The sequence below is a fragment of the Streptomyces sp. NPDC053076 genome (assembly GCF_044546845.1).
GTDB lineage: Bacteria > Actinomycetota > Actinomycetes > Streptomycetales > Streptomycetaceae > Streptomyces.
The window spans coordinates 372,777-386,670 of record NZ_JBITZL010000004.1; the positions used below are offsets into that span (position 1 = coordinate 372,777).

Consider the following 13,894-nt stretch of genomic DNA (forward strand, 5'->3'; position numbering starts at 1 on the left):
GAAGGGGAGCGCCCGAACTCGGAGGCGCGCATCGCGCCCGAATCACCGGCGATCACCCCCGAGCGACAACCACTGGTCGCGCCTGACACGCATCACGCACAACCTTGCTGGACAGGCTTCACCGAGCGGCGAAGACCCCCCTGCCCAAGGGCCGGCGCCACTGCCGACGGCCCTGCTCGGTGGGGACCCAGAGTCTCCCGTGACCCGACCGGATGCCGGGGTACGGGAATGGACCGAGCGTCGCCGATCGTGGTGCATTCTCGGCCTGGACACAAGGGGGTTCGTTACTGGCTAGTAACGGGGGGATAACCGGGGGACGACCGCCCGATCTCGGAGCGCGACGCTCGGTGGCAATCGAGGGCAGAGCAAAGCCGTTGATCCCTGGACGAATCCAGACAGACCAACGGCTTCGATTTACTCCGAGTAACAGGGGCCACGATTACCAAGATTTGGCAAAGCGCGGCCCCCATGACGCCTTGGCGGCGAATTTTTCACCCCGGCATCACATGCCAGGCGTTTAGCGACTGGTCAGAACAGGGCGCGCGCCAGCGCCCGCCGCGCCCCGATCACCCGCGGGTCCTCGGGGCCCACGACCTCGAACAGCTCCAGCAGCCGGAGCCGCACGGCGTCCCGGTCGTCACCCGCCGTGCGCTGCACGGTGTCGATCAGCCGGCCGAAGGCGTCCTCGACATGGCCGCCCACCAGGTCCAGGTCGGCGGCGGCGATCTGCGCGTCGACGTCCTTCGGCTTGTCGGCGGCCTCCTGGCGCACCTTCTGCGGGTCCATGTCCTGCACCCGCTGGAGCAACTCGGCCTGCGCCAGACCCAGCTTGGCCTCCGGGTGGCCCGGGTCGTCGGCCAGCACGTTCTGGTACGCCCGGACGGCACCGCCCAGGTCACCGGCGTCCAGCGCCTGCGCGGCCGCGTTCAGCGACGCCTCGTACGGGCCCTCCGCCGGCGCCGCCGCCGTCTCACCGCCCGGCTCGGCTTCCGGGTCGACGGTCAGACCGGTCAGCCCGAAGCGCTGCTCGGCGACCGTCACCAGCTGGTCCAGGGTCTGCCGGATCTGCTGCTCGTCGGCCGCGCCCTGGAACAGCGGCAACGCCTGGCCCGCCACGACGGCGAACACCGCCGGGATGCCCTGCACCCCGAACTGCTGCATCAACATCTGGTTGGCGTCGACATCGATCTTGGCGAGGAGGAAGCGCCCGCCGTACTCGACGGCCAGCCGCTCCAGGACCGGGCTCAGCTGCTTGCAGGGCTGACACCACTCGGCCCAGAAGTCGATGACGACGGGGACTTCGGCGGAGCGCTGCAGGACGTCCCGCTCGAACCCCGCCTCATCGACGTCGATGACGAGGTCGGCCGGAGAGACGGCCCCCGTCCCGCCCTGCCGGGCGGCTTCGGCGCGCGCCTGCTCGGCCTTGGCCTTGGCCTCTTGGGCCGCCTTCACCGCGGCGAGGTCGACGACACCGCTCATGGACATGTTCCGTGGCTGCATGCGTCTATCCTCCCCCGATCCCGCGCCTGAATGAAAAAAACCGTGTACGGCGCCGGGTCCCCACCCCACGCCTGGCGGTCGTCGCCCGTGTACGTCCCTCACGGGCTTTCGCTACGAGTCGTAGCGTAATGCCATGAGGGTACCGCGCGACACCACACCCCGGTGATCTCCCTCACGACCGCACAGTTTCCGCCGGTTATGGTCGGGGGATGCAGAACCGCACCCCCGCCGGCCGTACCGGACGCCCGCGCAGCGCCGCCGCGGACACCGCGATCCTGGCCGCGACCCGGGAGGCTCTGGTCGAACTCGGCTGGTCCAAGCTCACCCTGGGAGACGTGGCGACGCGGGCCGGGGTTGCGAAGACCACGCTCTACCGCCGCTGGTCGGGCAAGAACGAACTGGTCGTGGACGCCGTCGCGGAACTCTTCGACGAACTGGAACTGCCCGACCGGGGCAGCCTCGCCGCCGACATCGAGGGCGTGGTCCTCCAGTTCGCGGCCATCCTGGCCCGTCCCGAGGCCAAGAGCGGCCTGATGGCGGTGGTCGCCGAGTCCACCCGCGACGACGCCCTGCGCGAACGCATCCGCGCCTCCATCGTGGAACGCCAGATGTGCCTGGTCCTGGAGGGCCGCGCCCGGGCCCAGCGGCGGGGCGAACTCCCACCGGAGCCCGATCCGGAGGAATCCACCCGCACGGTGGACCTGATCTTCGACATGGTGGCGGGTGCGGTGGTCCACCGCACCCTGGTGAGCGGCAAGGCGGCGGACGAGGAATGGGTCCGCGATTTCACCCGCGTGCTGTTGCTGGGGCTGGCGGGAGCGTCGGCGGGCTGAGCCGGTCCCCCCCGGCCGACGGCGGCCGGGTCAGCGGCACGGCGCCGGCCGCCCGGTGCACGCGGACGTGGACCGGGACTCGGAAACTCGGACTCGGAGATCCGGAGACTCGGAGACGCGGACTCGGAGATCCGGAGACGCGGACTCGGAGACGCGGACTCGGTCCGGCTTCCTCAGCGGGACGCCAGGCGGAACCACTCGGCCATGCCCCGCCGGCTCTCAGAAACCGGCCGGTTCCGTGTACACCCCCCACTCGTCCCGCAGCACCCCGCAGATCTCGCCCAGTGTGGCCTCGGCGCGGACGGCGTCCAGCATCGGCTCGATCATGTTCGCGCCCGACCGGGCGGCGGCCAGCATCCCGTCCAGGGCGGCGCGCACGGCCGTCTCGTCCCGTCCGGACTTGCGGTCGGCGAGCATGCGCACCTGCTCCCGCTCCACCTCGTGACTGACCCGCAGGATCTCCAGGTCCCCGGTGACCGACCCGGTGGCGACGTTGACGCCGACGACCCTCTTCTCGCCCTTCTCCAGGGCCCGCTGGTAGCGGAACGCCGACTCGGCGATCTCGCCGGTGAACCAGCCGTCCTCGATCCCGCGCAGGATCCCGGAGGTGATCGGCCCGATGGGGTGCTGTCCGTCCGGGTGCGCCCTGAGGCCCCGCTCCTTGATCTGCTCGAAGATCTTCTCCGCGTCCGCCTCGATCCGGTCGGTCAGCTGCTCGACGTACCAGGAGCCGCCGAGCGGGTCGGCCACGTTGGCGACCCCGGTCTCCTCCATCAGCACCTGCTGCGTGCGCAGCGCGATCTCCGCGGCCTGCTCGCTCGGCAGCGCGAGGGTCTCGTCCAGGGCGTTGGTGTGCAGCGAGTTGGTCCCGCCGAGCACGGCGGCCAGCGCCTCCACGGCCGTACGCACCACGTTGTTGTACGGCTGCTGCGCGGTCAGCGAGACCCCGGCGGTCTGCGTGTGGAACCGCAGCCACTGCGCCTTCTCGCTCTTCGCCCCGTACACGTCCCGCATCCAGCGGGCCCAGATGCGCCGGGCCGCCCGGAACTTGGCGATCTCCTCGAAGAAGTCCACGTGGGCGTCGAAGAAGAAGGAGAGGCCGGGCGCGAACACGTCGACGTCCAGCCCGCGGCTGAGGCCCAGCTCGACGTACCCGAAGCCGTCCGCCAGCGTGTAGGCCAGCTCCTGCGCGGCCGTGGCCCCGGCCTCGCGGATGTGGTAGCCGGAGACGGACAGCGGCTTGTACGCGGGGATGCCCGCCGCGCAGTACTCCATCAGGTCGCCGATCAGCCGCAGATGGGGCTCCGGCTGGAAGAGCCACTCCTTCTGGGCGATGTACTCCTTGAAGATGTCGGTCTGGAGGGTCCCGTTGAGCACCCGCGGGTCGACACCCTGACGCTCGGCGGCGACCAGGTACATGCAGAAGACGGGCACGGCCGGCCCGCTGATGGTCATGGAGGTCGTCACATCCCCCAGCGGGATGTCCTTGAACAGCACCTCCATGTCGGCGGCCGAGTCGATGGCGACCCCGCAGTGCCCGACCTCGCCGAGCGAGCGCGCGTCGTCCGAGTCGCGCCCCATCAGCGTCGGCATGTCGAAGGCGACGGACAGACCCCCACCGCCGGCGGCGAGGATCATCTTGTACCGCTCATTGGTCTGCTCGGCGTTGCCGAACCCGGCGAACTGCCTGATCGTCCAGGTGCGCCCGCGGTAGCCGGTCGGATGGAGTCCGCGCGTGAAGGGGTACTCCCCGGGCCAGCCGATCCGCTCGAATCCCTCGTACGTGTCTCCGGGCCGGGGCCCGTACAGCGGCTCCACGGGATCGCCGGAGAGCGTGGTGAAGTCCGCGTCGCGCTTGCGCGCGGCGTCGTAGCGGGCCTGCCAGCGACGGCGGCCTTCCTCGATGGCGTGAGCGTCCATACCATCGAATTTACTTGGACGTCCTAGTAAATGTCGATGGCTGACCGCCGTACGGTGTCCGTACGGCGGTGTGCGCTACGCCTTGGCGACGGCCGGGGCCTGGTCGCCGGCCCCGGCGTCCAGCTCGCGGCTGACCTTCCGCTCGACGAAGAAGGCGGCCGTGGGGATGGTGCCCGCGAGCAGCACCCACAGCTGCTTGCCGACCGGCCACTTCGCCTTGGAGCCCAGGTCGAAGGCGAAGATCAGGTAGACGACGTACAGCCAGCCGTGGGCGATGGCGACGACCCGGGTGAAGTCGGCGGCACCGTCGACGTCCAGCCCGTACTTCGCGATCATGCCCAGGCACAGCAGCACCAGCAGGACGCCGGTGAGGTAGGCCATGACGCGGTAGCGGGTCAGCACGCTCTTTTTCATGGAGTCGAGCGTAACCACCCGTTCCGGGAGATCTTGTCCCGGGTCACTCCTCGAAGTCATGTGCCGCGATCCGCAGCGGGCGGAGCATCGCGAAGATCTCCCGGCATTCCTCCGCGTCGTACACCCCGAGCCCGAAGTCCATGGCCATCAGGTCGCCGGTGGCCGCGTCGACCACCTCGCGGCCCTTGTCGGTGATGACGGCGAGGGTGCCACGGCCGTCCTTGGGGTTGGGGCGCTTGGCCACCAGCCCGGACTTCACCAGCCGGTCCACGGTGTTCGTCACCGACGTGGGATGCACCATCAGCCGCTCACCGATCTTGGACATCGGCAGCTCGCCGGCCTTGGAGAAGTTGAGCAGCACCAGCGCCTCGTAGCGGGCGAACGTCAGCCCGTACGGCTTGACCACCGCGTCCACCTCGGCGAGCAGGATCTGCTGGGCGCGCATGATCGAGGTGATCGCGGCCATGGACGGCACACTTCCCCAGCGCTGCTTCCAGAGTTCGTCGGCGCGGGCGATGGGGTCGAACGGGAGGCTGAGAGGCTTCGGCACGTCACGAGACCCTACCGGCCGGTCACATGCCGGTCAGCTCTGTCTCGGGTTTCGGTCGCCGACCGGTCCGTCATGCCTCCGCCGCCGCCCGCAGGACCGGGGCGAGCCCGGATCCGTGGCACCGCCCGCACGCACCACTGGTCCAGGCCCAGGGTGTACGCCGAGCCGGCCCCGGACGCCGGCAGGAGCAGGAGGGACACGGCGAGCCCGGGGCGCAGGGCGTATCCGAGGTACGGCAGCAGGGACAGACAGAGCAGGGGAAGCGCGAGGCGTTCACGGGCCGGGGGCCGCAGCCGGGCGCCGGTGTACAGCTCACCGGCCACCGTGCCGACCGGCAGCGCGCACATGAGCACGCCGAGACCGGCGGATCCGCTGCCCAGGGTGTCGGCGTACGGCGCGGCCAGGGCCTCGGGGCCGGAACCGGGCCGCGGTGCTGGCCGCGCTGGACGAACCCGCGACCACCTCCGCCCGTCGCTCTCGCCTAGCGGGGGCGCCCCGCCCCGCCCCGTCGGCGCAGGTGATGCCGCACCGCTCGCTGGGCCACCGGCCCCAGGTCCTCGATCGCGGCGACCAGCGCACCGAGTTGTTCCAAGGCGTCCAGGGCCGCATGCGCACCGGCCTCGTCGGCCCCCTCGTACAGCTCGATCCCCACGAAGGACGCCGCGACCGCCCGCGCCAGCCCCGCCGGATCGGCGAACTCCCCGAACGGCGTCGCCGCCAGCACCCGCCTGAGCACCTGTTCGATCTCGTCGATCCAGAGCCGGAGCCCCGCAGCCGTGGCCGGTCCCAGCGCCGCGTGCGTGGACGCCCCGGCCAGCAGCTGACCCAGCAGCGCCACATGCCCGTCGGCCCGCTCGTGCTCATGGATCTCGCGGCCGAGGATCAGGAGTTCGGACAGCGTGCCCACCTCGGCGAGCCGGTCCCGGTACCTGGCCACCGCCTTCTCCGCCCCGTACCGGCACGCCGCGGCCAGCAGCTCGTCCACCGATCCGAAGTGGTAGAACACCAGCGCCTGGTTGACCCCGGCCGCCGCCGCCACCGTACGGGCGGAGGTCTTGGCGATCCCCTGCTCGGTGAGCGTCCGCAGCGCACCCTCCAGCAGCTTGTTCTTCGTCTCCAGGGACTTGGCGGTCTCCGGGCTCACGCGCGCGACTCCTCGCGGACGGGCCGCAACCCGGGCCGTACCCCGTGGCGGTGGATGTCGGTGTACGACGCCGTGAAGGATCCCTCGTAGCCGAAGAGCGGACCGAAGTACCGGTTCACCACCCGGACCCGGATGCGGAAGCGGCCGGCCGCGTCGTCGTAGGACTCGCGCACCTCGGCGGTGGCGCCGATGAGTTCGGGCACGCGGACGTCCACCGGTCCTTCCCGGAACCGGTGTTCGCCGGAACGGATGAGCAGGGAGCCGTCGGGCTCGGCGTGGAAGTGCAGCTCGCTGGCGAGGTGCTGGTGGGTGCCGAGGTAGTCGAGGATGCGGTCGCCCTTGGGGCTGAGCACCATCTGGGCGTCGAAGCGGCGGGAGCGGCCGGGGAGGTCGAAGGTGCGCACGAAGGTCACCGTCTCACGCCCGTAGGTGTCGGCGTAGGGCACGTTCTCGATCATGAACGGAACGTTCCGGCCGGCCTTCGGGACCAGGATGTTGCGGGTGGTGCCGAGGGAAAGGAACGGCTTCACGAATGCCGGCCCGTGCCAGACGCGCTCCATCACCCCCCGCCCGGTGCACGCCTCGCCGCCGGCCAGGCCGACCGAGAAGCGGCGCTGGAGCCGCGGGTGCAGACGGTCGAAGCCGGAGCCCATCACGGTGCGGAACATCGAGGTCACGACTGCCTCTCCAGGGTGCCGAGGAGGCGGGGGGCGTGGACTCGGGTCGGCGGGGTGCGCAGGCAGCGGCGGGCGGCGGGGGTCTGGGCGAGCGGGGCCTTGAACAGGGCCAGGGAGATGCCGACGACCAGCAGCAGCGGGCACACGTAGGCCAGGGTGTCCGCGGCGGGACCGGTCGGGCCGGGAAGCGAACCACGGCCGAGTCCGGTCAGGCACAGGGCGAGGACGAGCGCCCGGACCGTCAGCTCCGCGAGCCAGTTGTACCGGGCACGCTCGGGGGTGACGCCCCGCTCCAGCCAGAGCCGGAGCCGGTCGAAGGACCATGCCGTCGCCCAGCCCATGAGCGGGCGGAACAGCAGCCGGTCGGCCAGTGCGCCGAAGGCGCCCCAGCGGGGCCGGTAGTCGTAGCCGGTGAGGAAGCGGACGCCGTCGGCGACCGGGACGTAGCGCCAGTAGCCACTGCCCTCGGCCAGCAGCGAGAGCGGGTGCGGGGAGGCGAAGCGCAGGGCGGAGGTGCGGGTGCCGTCGGGGCGCTCCTTCTCCCCCGCCGAGACGCCGGTGCCGGCGACCGTGAGGAACGGCAGCACACGCGTGGCGTACCGGAACCGCTGCGGCTCGCCCTCCGCGCGCGGGAGGTGGTCGATCTCCGTGAAGCGCAGGTCCCAGCGCTGGTGCCGGGCGGGGTCCTGGGTGCGGTCCCACAACTCGTCGAGATCGGCGCGGATGTGCGCCTCTATGTAAAGCCCCATGTGTTCCCCCACGTCAGAAGCCTGCTGAAGCGCCCCGGCAACCTTTTGAGCGACTGCTCAAATCGCTTGGCGCAGAACGTACACCTTTTTGAGCGATCGCTCAAACGGGTGGGACGAGAAAGCCCCGGCCGCCGAGGGCCGGGGCTCGCGGTGCTCCGGAAAGGTCAGGCCGTGAGGTGCCGCTCGACCGTCTCCACCTTGGAGGTGAGCCCGTCGGTCACTCCGGGCCGGATGTCGGCCTTGAGGACGAGCGACACGCGCGGCGCACGCGCCTCCACGACGGCGACGGCCCGCCTGACGACGGCCATGACCTCGTCCCAGTCACCCTCGATCGAGGTGAACATCGCGTCGGTGCGGTTCGGCAGGCCCGACTCGCGGACCACCCGCACGGCGTCGGCGACGTACTCCCCCACGTCCTCACCGACGCCGAGGGGTGTCACGGAGAAGGCGACGATCATGCGTTGACGACTCCTTCCTTGCGGGCACGGGCGGCGATGACGGCGTCCTCGGCCTCGCGGCGCAGCACGCGCTCGATGACGAAGCCGCCGCCGGGGATGAACGAGTACGCGACGTAGAGAGCGGCCTTGCCCTTGTTCCACCGGGTGCGGTTCCAGGCGTCCGCCCAGAAGAGCACGTAGAGAACGAACAGCACGCCGTGGATCGGACCCAGCACGGGCGCGACGTCGAAGCCGGAGTCGACCGTGTACTTGATGACGGTGCAGGCCGCGAGAATGATCCAGGAGATGCCCTCCGGCACGGAGATCAGTCGCAGGCGGCGGATGGCGGAGGCTGTCTTGAGGTCCACGGGTCACCTTCGGTGGGAGAGTCGCTGACGGCGCGGTCGCTCGTGGGCCCCTCTTTGTGAACGGACGCACAAGCGCTTCCCCATTGTGGCAAACGGCGTCCCTAGGGGTCCGCTCAGGGTGGGTATCCACCCGTGGGCCCTGTTCCGCCCACCCACCCGGCCGCTACTTTCCCAGCGTGGCGATGTTCCGACTCCAAGGGAGCAAGGTGCTCGCCGTCGACATGACCGGGGACGCCGTGAAGGCGAAGAACGGCTCGATGGTCGCGTACGACGGGCAGATGGCCTTCAAGAAGCTGAGCGGTGGCGGCGAGGGGCTGCGCGGGATGGTGACCCGGCGGCTCACCGGCGAGCAGATGACGGTGATGGAGGTGAGAGGGCAGGGGACCTGCTGGTTCGCGGACCGGGCGTCCGAGATCAACCTGGTCGGCCTGCAGGGGGACAAGCTGTACGTCGAGGCGGGCAACCTGCTGGCGACGGACGCGGGACTGCGGACGGGGACGACGTTCACGGGACTGCGCGGAGCCTCGCAGGGCAACGGCCTGTTCACGACGACCGTGGAGGGTCACGGGCAGGCGGCGATCATCTCCGACGGCCCCGCGGTCGTCCTGCGGGTCACTCCGCAGTACCCGCTGATCGTCGACCCGGGCGCCTACGTCGCCCATCAGGGCGCCGTCCGGCAGTCCTTCCAGTCCGGTGTGACATTCCGCACGCTCCTCGGAGAGGGCGGCGGGGAAGCCTTCCAGATCCGCTTCGAGGGTGACGGGCTGGTGTACGTGCAGCCGAGCGAGCGGAACACGATCGCGGGGGATCTGTGAGATGACCTTCCGAGAGATCAACTCCAAGATGGTCGAGGCGACCGTGCTGCCGGGGCAGCGGCTGTTCAGCCAGCGCGGGGCGATGCTCGCCTACAAAGGGGACGTGTCCTTCACGCCCAACGTCCAGGGCGGCCAGGGCGGGCTGATGTCCATGCTCGGGCGCCGGGTGGCCGGCGAGACGACCCCGCTGATGACCGTGGAGGGCAGCGGCACGGTCTTCTTCGGGCACGGCGGCCATCACATCCACGTGATCACCCTGTCCGGCGACACCCTCTACGTCGAGGCCGACCGGCTGCTCGCCTTCGAGGGCACCCTGCGGCAGGGCACGATGTTCATGGGCTCGCAGGGCGGGGTCATGGGCATGGTGCGCGGCCAGGTCACCGGACAGGGCCTGTTCACGACGACCCTCCAGGGCCAGGGCGCGGTGGCCGTGATGGCGCACGGCGGGGTCTTCGAGATCCCGGTCACTCCCCAGCGCCCGGTCCACGTCGACCCGCAGGCGTACGTCGCCCACCACGGCGACGTCCGCAACAAGCTCTCCACCGCTCTCGGCTGGCGCGACATGGTGGGCCGCGGCTCCGGCGAGGCGTTCCAGCTGGAGCTGAGCGGCAACGGCACGGTGTACGTCCAGGCGTCGGAGGAGAAGCTGTGAGCACCTACGGAACCCCGGGCGCCGGACCGGTCGTGCACGACCCGATGACGCTGCCCGCCGACGACAACGTGAACGCGTACACGTTCTGCGTCGAGCTCAAGAGCGGGCAGTGGTTCCTGCAGAAGGGGAAGATGATCGCCTACTACGGGGCGATCGAGTTCAACGGCATCGGGCATGGCCGACTCGACCGACTTGTCCGTACGTCGTTCCATTCGCCACTGCACGCGAGCGACTGGGTTGTGGCGGAGGGCTCCGGCAAGATGCTGCTGGCCGACCGGGCCTTCGACGTCAACTCGTACGACCTGGACGACGGGAATTTGACCATTCGCGCGGGCAACCTGCTCGCTTTTCAGCCAAGTCTCGCGCTGAAGCAATCGATCGTGCCGGGATTTCTGACCCTTATCGGAACCGGGAAGTTTGTGGCCGCATCCAACGGGCCGGTGGTGTTCATGGAACCTCCCCTCCGGGTCGACCCCCAGGCGCTCGTCGGGTGGGCCGACTGCCCGTCCCCGTGCCATCACTACGACCATGGGTACATGGCGGGTGTACTGGGCGGTCTCCGTGCAATGACGGGCTTCGGCGGGGTCTCCGGGGAGGAGCACCAGTTCGAGTTCGCGGGCGCGGGGACGGTCCTGCTCCAGTCGACGGAGACCCTCATGGCCGAGGCGGCGACGGGGGCGGTTCCGCCCGAACCGGGGGTGCCCGGCGGTGGCGGAACGGCACCGGGTGGACACGGTCCGCAATCGTCGGGCGCACCGCGCCTTCCCGGACAGCTGGGAGACCTCCAGCGTCGCTTCGGGCTGTGAGCGGTAGTCTGCGGAGTGTGACGTCGAACGCGTGCGCGCTGTCACACCACCCGAAGTAGTTCGCCATTCAACTTCTTAGGTAGACTTCATTCATGGAGACCGAGACGGCCACGCGCTGGCTGACCGATGCGGAGCAGTGCGCCTGGCGTACCCACCTGGAGGTCAACAGGCTGTTGACGTACCAGCTCGAAAAAGATCTGCAGCCGTTCGGCCTGACGATGAACGACTACGAGATCCTCGTGAACCTGTCCGAGTCGGACGACGTGCGGATGCGGATGAGCGACCTCGCCTCCGCCACCCTGCAGTCCAAGAGCCGGCTCTCGCACCAGATCACGCGCATGGAGAACGCGAACCTGGTGCGCCGCGAGAACTGTGACACCGACCGGCGGGGGCTGTACGCCGTGCTCACGGACCACGGCATGGAGACCATGAAGAAGGTCGCGCCGCACCATGTGGCGTCGGTGCGGCGGCATTTCATCGACCTGCTGTCGCCGGACGCGCTGATGGAGCTGGACAAGTCGCTCAGGCCGATCGCCGAGCACCTGAGAGGACAGCGGGGGCGCCCCTGAGCCTCCCGAGAGGCTCAGGGTGCTGAAAGCCGGGGCAGGGGTGGGGCCGCTCAGCGGCGCCGGCAGGGTGCCGCCGCGGCCGCCCGTGCCGCCCCGGGAGCACGACCGCCCACGGCCGCCCCGGGAGCACGACCGCGCACGGCCACGCCGACCACGGCCGTCGCGGCGGCCATGAGGGCGGTCCCGCCCATCAGGGCGAAGCACAGCTCCAGCGGCAAGCGGCCGATCAGCAGCCCCGCCGCCATCGCGCCGCCCGAACTCCCCGCGTTGACCGCCATGTTCACCCACGCCCCGGCCTGCGTACGGGCGCCCTCGCCGGCCGTTTCGTCGGCCAGCAGGTACGCCGTCGTCAGGGCCGGGGCCAGGAAGGCGCCCGCAAGGGTCATCGCCCCGGCGAGGGTCCACAGGCCGGGTGCGAGGCCCGCCGCGGCGATCACCAGGCCCAGGCCCGCCGCCAACCGGTACAGCCGGGTGCGGGCGGGCACACGCCATCGCACCGCCCCGTTGGCCAGGCCGCCCAGCGCGCTGCCCGCCGACAGCGCACCCAGGATCCAGGGGACGAGGGCGGTGTCGTAGGAGCGTTCGGTGGCGAAGGCCATCACCAGCAGCTCCACACCGCTGACGGCCAGGCCGACGCCGAGGGCGACGCCGACCGGGGGCAGCAGACCGCGGACGGCGGACGGCTTCCGCCCGCCGGACGTGGGGCGGGGGCCCGGCAGGGCCGGGGACATGACGAAGAGGCGGGTGCCCGCCATGTTCAGGAACGCGCCGAGCAGGATTCCGGCGGCCGGCGGGGCAAAGGCCGTGAGGGCGCCGATCAGCGCCGGACCGGAGACGAACAGCAGTTCCTCGGCGACCCCGTCCAGGCTGTAGGCCCGCCGCAACAGGTCGGGGTCCGCGACCAGTTCGGACCACGCGGCGCGCATGGCCGGACCCAGCGGGGGCGCACAGCCACCCGCCAGGGCCGCGGAGACGGCGATCAGCGGTGCCGGGGCGCCGGGGCGCCAGGTGAGGGCGGCCAGGACGCACAGCAGGGTGCCGTGGAGCGCCGACATGGGCGGCAGCGCCCGGCGCGGTCCGTGACGGTCGATGAGGGATGCCCGCAACGGCATCAGGAAGACCGTCGTGGCGCCGAACAGGGACAGCACGGCGCCGGACACGGCGTAGGAGCCGGTGGCCCGGGTGACGGACAGCAGCACCGCCAGGGCGACCATGCCGTAGGACAGGCGGGCGGTCAGGGCGGTGGTGAAGGTGCGGCGCGCGTGCGGTACGCGCAGGACGGCGGCGTACGAGGGCCGCGAAGGGTGCGTGGACACGCGGATGTTCCTCTGCGAGAGGCGTGGAAGAGGGGCACCGAAGGGCGCGGTGGCCTGTCATCAGGCCCGCGAACCCGGGTGCGCTCTACGCCAGGAAGAGGAACATGCCGGTCAAGCTACCAGTGCGACCGCCGGGTCGACCACCCTCAGCCCTCCGTCAGGCCCGCGACCAGCTCGTCGGCCGCACGGTAGGGGTCCAGCTCGCCGCCGATGATCCGGTCGGCGAGGGCGCTGAGACGGCGGTCGCCGTGCAGGTCGCCGATGCGTGTCCGCAGCGCGGTGACGGCGATGGTCTCCACCTCGCGGGCCGCGCGGGCCCGGCGCCGCTCGGCGAGGACGCCCCGCTCCTCCATCCACGCCCGGTGTTTCTCCAGGGCTTCCACGACCTCGTCGACGCCCTCGGCACGGGCCGCGACGGTCTTCACGATCGGCGGGCGCCAGTCGCCCGGTCCGCGGGCCTCGCCCAGGCCCAGCATGTGGTTCAGCTCGCGGGCCGTGGCGTCGGCGCCGTCCCGGTCGGCCTTGTTGACCACGTAGACGTCACCGATCTCCAGGATTCCGGCCTTCGCCGCCTGGATGCCGTCGCCCATCCCCGGGGCCAGGAGGACGACCGACGTGTCGGCCTGGGAGGCGATCTCGACCTCCGACTGGCCGACGCCGACCGTCTCGACCAGGATCACGTCGCAGCCCGCCGCGTCCAGCACCCGGATGGCCTGCGGGGCCGCCCAGGCCAGGCCGCCCAGGTGGCCGCGGGTGGCCATCGAGCGGATGTAGACGCCGGGGTCAGAGGAGTGGTCCGACATCCGGACGCGGTCGCCGAGCAGGGCGCCCCCGGAGAACGGGGAGGAGGGGTCGACGGCCAGCACGCCGACCCGCCTGCCCTGCTTGCGGTACGCGGTGACGAGCGCGGAGGTGGAGGTCGACTTGCCGACGCCGGGCGAGCCGGTCAGGCCCACCACGTAGGCGTTGCCGGTCAGCGGGGCCAGAGCCGCCATGACCTCCCGCAACTGCGGGGACGCCCCCTCCACGAGGGAGATCAGCCGGGCCACGGCCCGCGGCCGGCCTTCCCTGGCCTGGGCCACCAGAGAGGAGACGTCCTGCATCAAACAGCTCCGTTCACTTCAGCGACGTACCTTCGGCTATG

17 protein-coding genes are annotated in these 13,894 nt (G+C 71.0%); 5 read left to right on the forward strand and 12 right to left on the reverse strand.

Features of this window, described 5'->3' with window-relative positions; translation table 11 throughout:
- Nucleotides 1–528: 528 nt before the first annotated feature.
- Nucleotides 529–1,500, reverse strand: coding sequence for a tetratricopeptide repeat protein (locus ACIGYR_RS19090; RefSeq protein WP_399598021.1), 972 nt, complete (start codon nt 1,498–1,500; stop codon nt 529–531).
- Nucleotides 1,501–1,709: 209 nt separating this feature from the next.
- On the opposite strand from ACIGYR_RS19090, the gene ACIGYR_RS19095 reads away from it, so the two are divergent.
- Nucleotides 1,710–2,333 (forward strand): TetR/AcrR family transcriptional regulator, encoded by a 624-nt coding sequence (locus ACIGYR_RS19095; RefSeq protein ID WP_391840924.1) that lies wholly within the window; start codon nt 1,710–1,712, stop codon nt 2,331–2,333.
- A gap of 219 nt (nt 2,334–2,552) precedes the next feature.
- On the opposite strand, the gene ACIGYR_RS19100 is transcribed toward ACIGYR_RS19095, so the two are convergent.
- The 9 genes from ACIGYR_RS19100 to ACIGYR_RS19140 form a co-directional block, all read right to left on the reverse strand.
- A complete protein-coding gene (locus tag ACIGYR_RS19100; RefSeq protein WP_391840922.1) occupies nt 2,553–4,253 on the reverse strand; it encodes a methylmalonyl-CoA mutase in 1,701 nt (566 codons plus the stop codon).
- A 75-nt stretch (nt 4,254–4,328) separates the two neighbouring features.
- On the reverse strand, nt 4,329–4,667 hold the full coding sequence (locus ACIGYR_RS19105) for a DUF3817 domain-containing protein (RefSeq protein ID WP_391840920.1): 339 nt from the start codon (nt 4,665–4,667) through the stop codon (nt 4,329–4,331).
- Nucleotides 4,668–4,710: 43 nt separating this feature from the next.
- Nucleotides 4,711–5,217 (reverse strand): MarR family winged helix-turn-helix transcriptional regulator, encoded by a 507-nt coding sequence (locus ACIGYR_RS19110; RefSeq protein WP_391840918.1) that lies wholly within the window; start codon nt 5,215–5,217, stop codon nt 4,711–4,713.
- A gap of 11 nt (nt 5,218–5,228) precedes the next feature.
- Nucleotides 5,229–5,564: a hypothetical protein gene (locus ACIGYR_RS19115; protein ID WP_399598016.1), complete on the reverse strand. Its 336-nt coding sequence runs from the start codon at nt 5,562–5,564 to the stop codon at nt 5,229–5,231.
- A gap of 134 nt (nt 5,565–5,698) precedes the next feature.
- Nucleotides 5,699–6,361, reverse strand: a complete 663-nt coding sequence (locus ACIGYR_RS19120; RefSeq protein WP_391840914.1) for a TetR/AcrR family transcriptional regulator — start codon at nt 6,359–6,361, stop codon at nt 5,699–5,701.
- Nucleotides 6,358–7,038: a DUF4166 domain-containing protein gene (locus ACIGYR_RS19125; RefSeq protein WP_399598014.1), complete on the reverse strand. Its 681-nt coding sequence runs from the start codon at nt 7,036–7,038 to the stop codon at nt 6,358–6,360. The genes ACIGYR_RS19120 and ACIGYR_RS19125 overlap by 4 nt, the downstream gene beginning before the upstream one ends.
- The gene (locus tag ACIGYR_RS19130; protein ID WP_399598011.1) at nt 7,035–7,787 is read right to left on the reverse strand and encodes a hypothetical protein; all 753 of its coding nucleotides are present in this window, start codon (nt 7,785–7,787) and stop codon (nt 7,035–7,037) included. Before ACIGYR_RS19130 ends, ACIGYR_RS19125 begins: the two co-directional genes overlap by 4 nt.
- Nucleotides 7,788–7,951: 164 nt before the next feature.
- Entirely contained in the window at nt 7,952–8,245 is a 294-nt protein-coding gene (locus ACIGYR_RS19135) for an MTH1187 family thiamine-binding protein (protein ID WP_391840908.1), read from the reverse strand.
- Nucleotides 8,242–8,592, reverse strand: coding sequence for a DUF3817 domain-containing protein (locus tag ACIGYR_RS19140; RefSeq protein WP_399598008.1), 351 nt, complete (start codon nt 8,590–8,592; stop codon nt 8,242–8,244). The genes ACIGYR_RS19135 and ACIGYR_RS19140 overlap by 4 nt, the downstream gene beginning before the upstream one ends.
- 182 nt (nt 8,593–8,774) lie before the next feature.
- Between ACIGYR_RS19140 and ACIGYR_RS19145 the strand changes: the two genes are divergently transcribed.
- The 4 genes from ACIGYR_RS19145 (at nt 8,775) to ACIGYR_RS19160 (ending at nt 11,434) form a co-directional block, all read left to right on the forward strand.
- Nucleotides 8,775–9,407 (forward strand): AIM24 family protein, encoded by a 633-nt coding sequence (locus tag ACIGYR_RS19145; RefSeq protein WP_391841046.1) that lies wholly within the window; start codon nt 8,775–8,777, stop codon nt 9,405–9,407.
- Between the two features lies 1 nt (nt 9,408).
- Nucleotides 9,409–10,059: an AIM24 family protein gene (locus tag ACIGYR_RS19150; RefSeq protein WP_399598007.1), complete on the forward strand. Its 651-nt coding sequence runs from the start codon at nt 9,409–9,411 to the stop codon at nt 10,057–10,059.
- Nucleotides 10,056–10,865: an AIM24 family protein gene (locus ACIGYR_RS19155; RefSeq protein WP_399598005.1), complete on the forward strand. Its 810-nt coding sequence runs from the start codon at nt 10,056–10,058 to the stop codon at nt 10,863–10,865. Before ACIGYR_RS19150 ends, ACIGYR_RS19155 begins: the two co-directional genes overlap by 4 nt.
- Nucleotides 10,866–10,957: 92 nt before the next feature.
- Nucleotides 10,958–11,434, forward strand: a complete 477-nt coding sequence (locus ACIGYR_RS19160; RefSeq protein WP_391840900.1) for a MarR family winged helix-turn-helix transcriptional regulator — start codon at nt 10,958–10,960, stop codon at nt 11,432–11,434.
- 50 nt (nt 11,435–11,484) lie between these two features.
- Here the strand turns inward: ACIGYR_RS19160 and ACIGYR_RS19165 are convergent, their stop codons facing one another.
- Nucleotides 11,485–12,750 (reverse strand): MFS transporter, encoded by a 1,266-nt coding sequence (locus ACIGYR_RS19165; RefSeq protein WP_399598003.1) that lies wholly within the window; start codon nt 12,748–12,750, stop codon nt 11,485–11,487.
- A 146-nt stretch (nt 12,751–12,896) separates the two neighbouring features.
- The gene (gene meaB, locus ACIGYR_RS19170; RefSeq protein ID WP_399598000.1) at nt 12,897–13,853 is read right to left on the reverse strand and encodes a methylmalonyl Co-A mutase-associated GTPase MeaB; all 957 of its coding nucleotides are present in this window, start codon (nt 13,851–13,853) and stop codon (nt 12,897–12,899) included.
- Between the last annotated feature and the right edge of the window lie 41 nt (nt 13,854–13,894).

What these genes read in the sequence shown, in the direction of transcription:
- ACIGYR_RS19090 (WP_399598021.1), bottom strand. Translation starts at nt 1,500, where the DNA reads ATGCAGCCACGGAACATGTCCATGAGCGGTGTCGTCGACCTCGCCGCG.
- ACIGYR_RS19095 (WP_391840924.1), top strand. Translation starts at nt 1,710, where the DNA reads ATGCAGAACCGCACCCCCGCCGGCCGTACCGGACGCCCGCGCAGCGCC.
- ACIGYR_RS19100 (WP_391840922.1), bottom strand. Translation starts at nt 4,253, where the DNA reads ATGGACGCTCACGCCATCGAGGAAGGCCGCCGTCGCTGGCAGGCCCGC.
- ACIGYR_RS19105 (WP_391840920.1), bottom strand. Translation starts at nt 4,667, where the DNA reads ATGAAAAAGAGCGTGCTGACCCGCTACCGCGTCATGGCCTACCTCACC.
- ACIGYR_RS19115 (WP_399598016.1), bottom strand. Translation starts at nt 5,564, where the DNA reads ATGTGCGCGCTGCCGGTCGGCACGGTGGCCGGTGAGCTGTACACCGGC.
- ACIGYR_RS19130 (WP_399598011.1), bottom strand. Translation starts at nt 7,787, where the DNA reads ATGGGGCTTTACATAGAGGCGCACATCCGCGCCGATCTCGACGAGTTG.
- ACIGYR_RS19135 (WP_391840908.1), bottom strand. Translation starts at nt 8,245, where the DNA reads ATGATCGTCGCCTTCTCCGTGACACCCCTCGGCGTCGGTGAGGACGTG.
- ACIGYR_RS19145 (WP_391841046.1), top strand. Translation starts at nt 8,775, where the DNA reads ATGTTCCGACTCCAAGGGAGCAAGGTGCTCGCCGTCGACATGACCGGG.
- ACIGYR_RS19150 (WP_399598007.1), top strand. Translation starts at nt 9,409, where the DNA reads ATGACCTTCCGAGAGATCAACTCCAAGATGGTCGAGGCGACCGTGCTG.
- ACIGYR_RS19160 (WP_391840900.1), top strand. Translation starts at nt 10,958, where the DNA reads ATGGAGACCGAGACGGCCACGCGCTGGCTGACCGATGCGGAGCAGTGC.
- meaB (WP_399598000.1), bottom strand. Translation starts at nt 13,853, where the DNA reads ATGCAGGACGTCTCCTCTCTGGTGGCCCAGGCCAGGGAAGGCCGGCCG.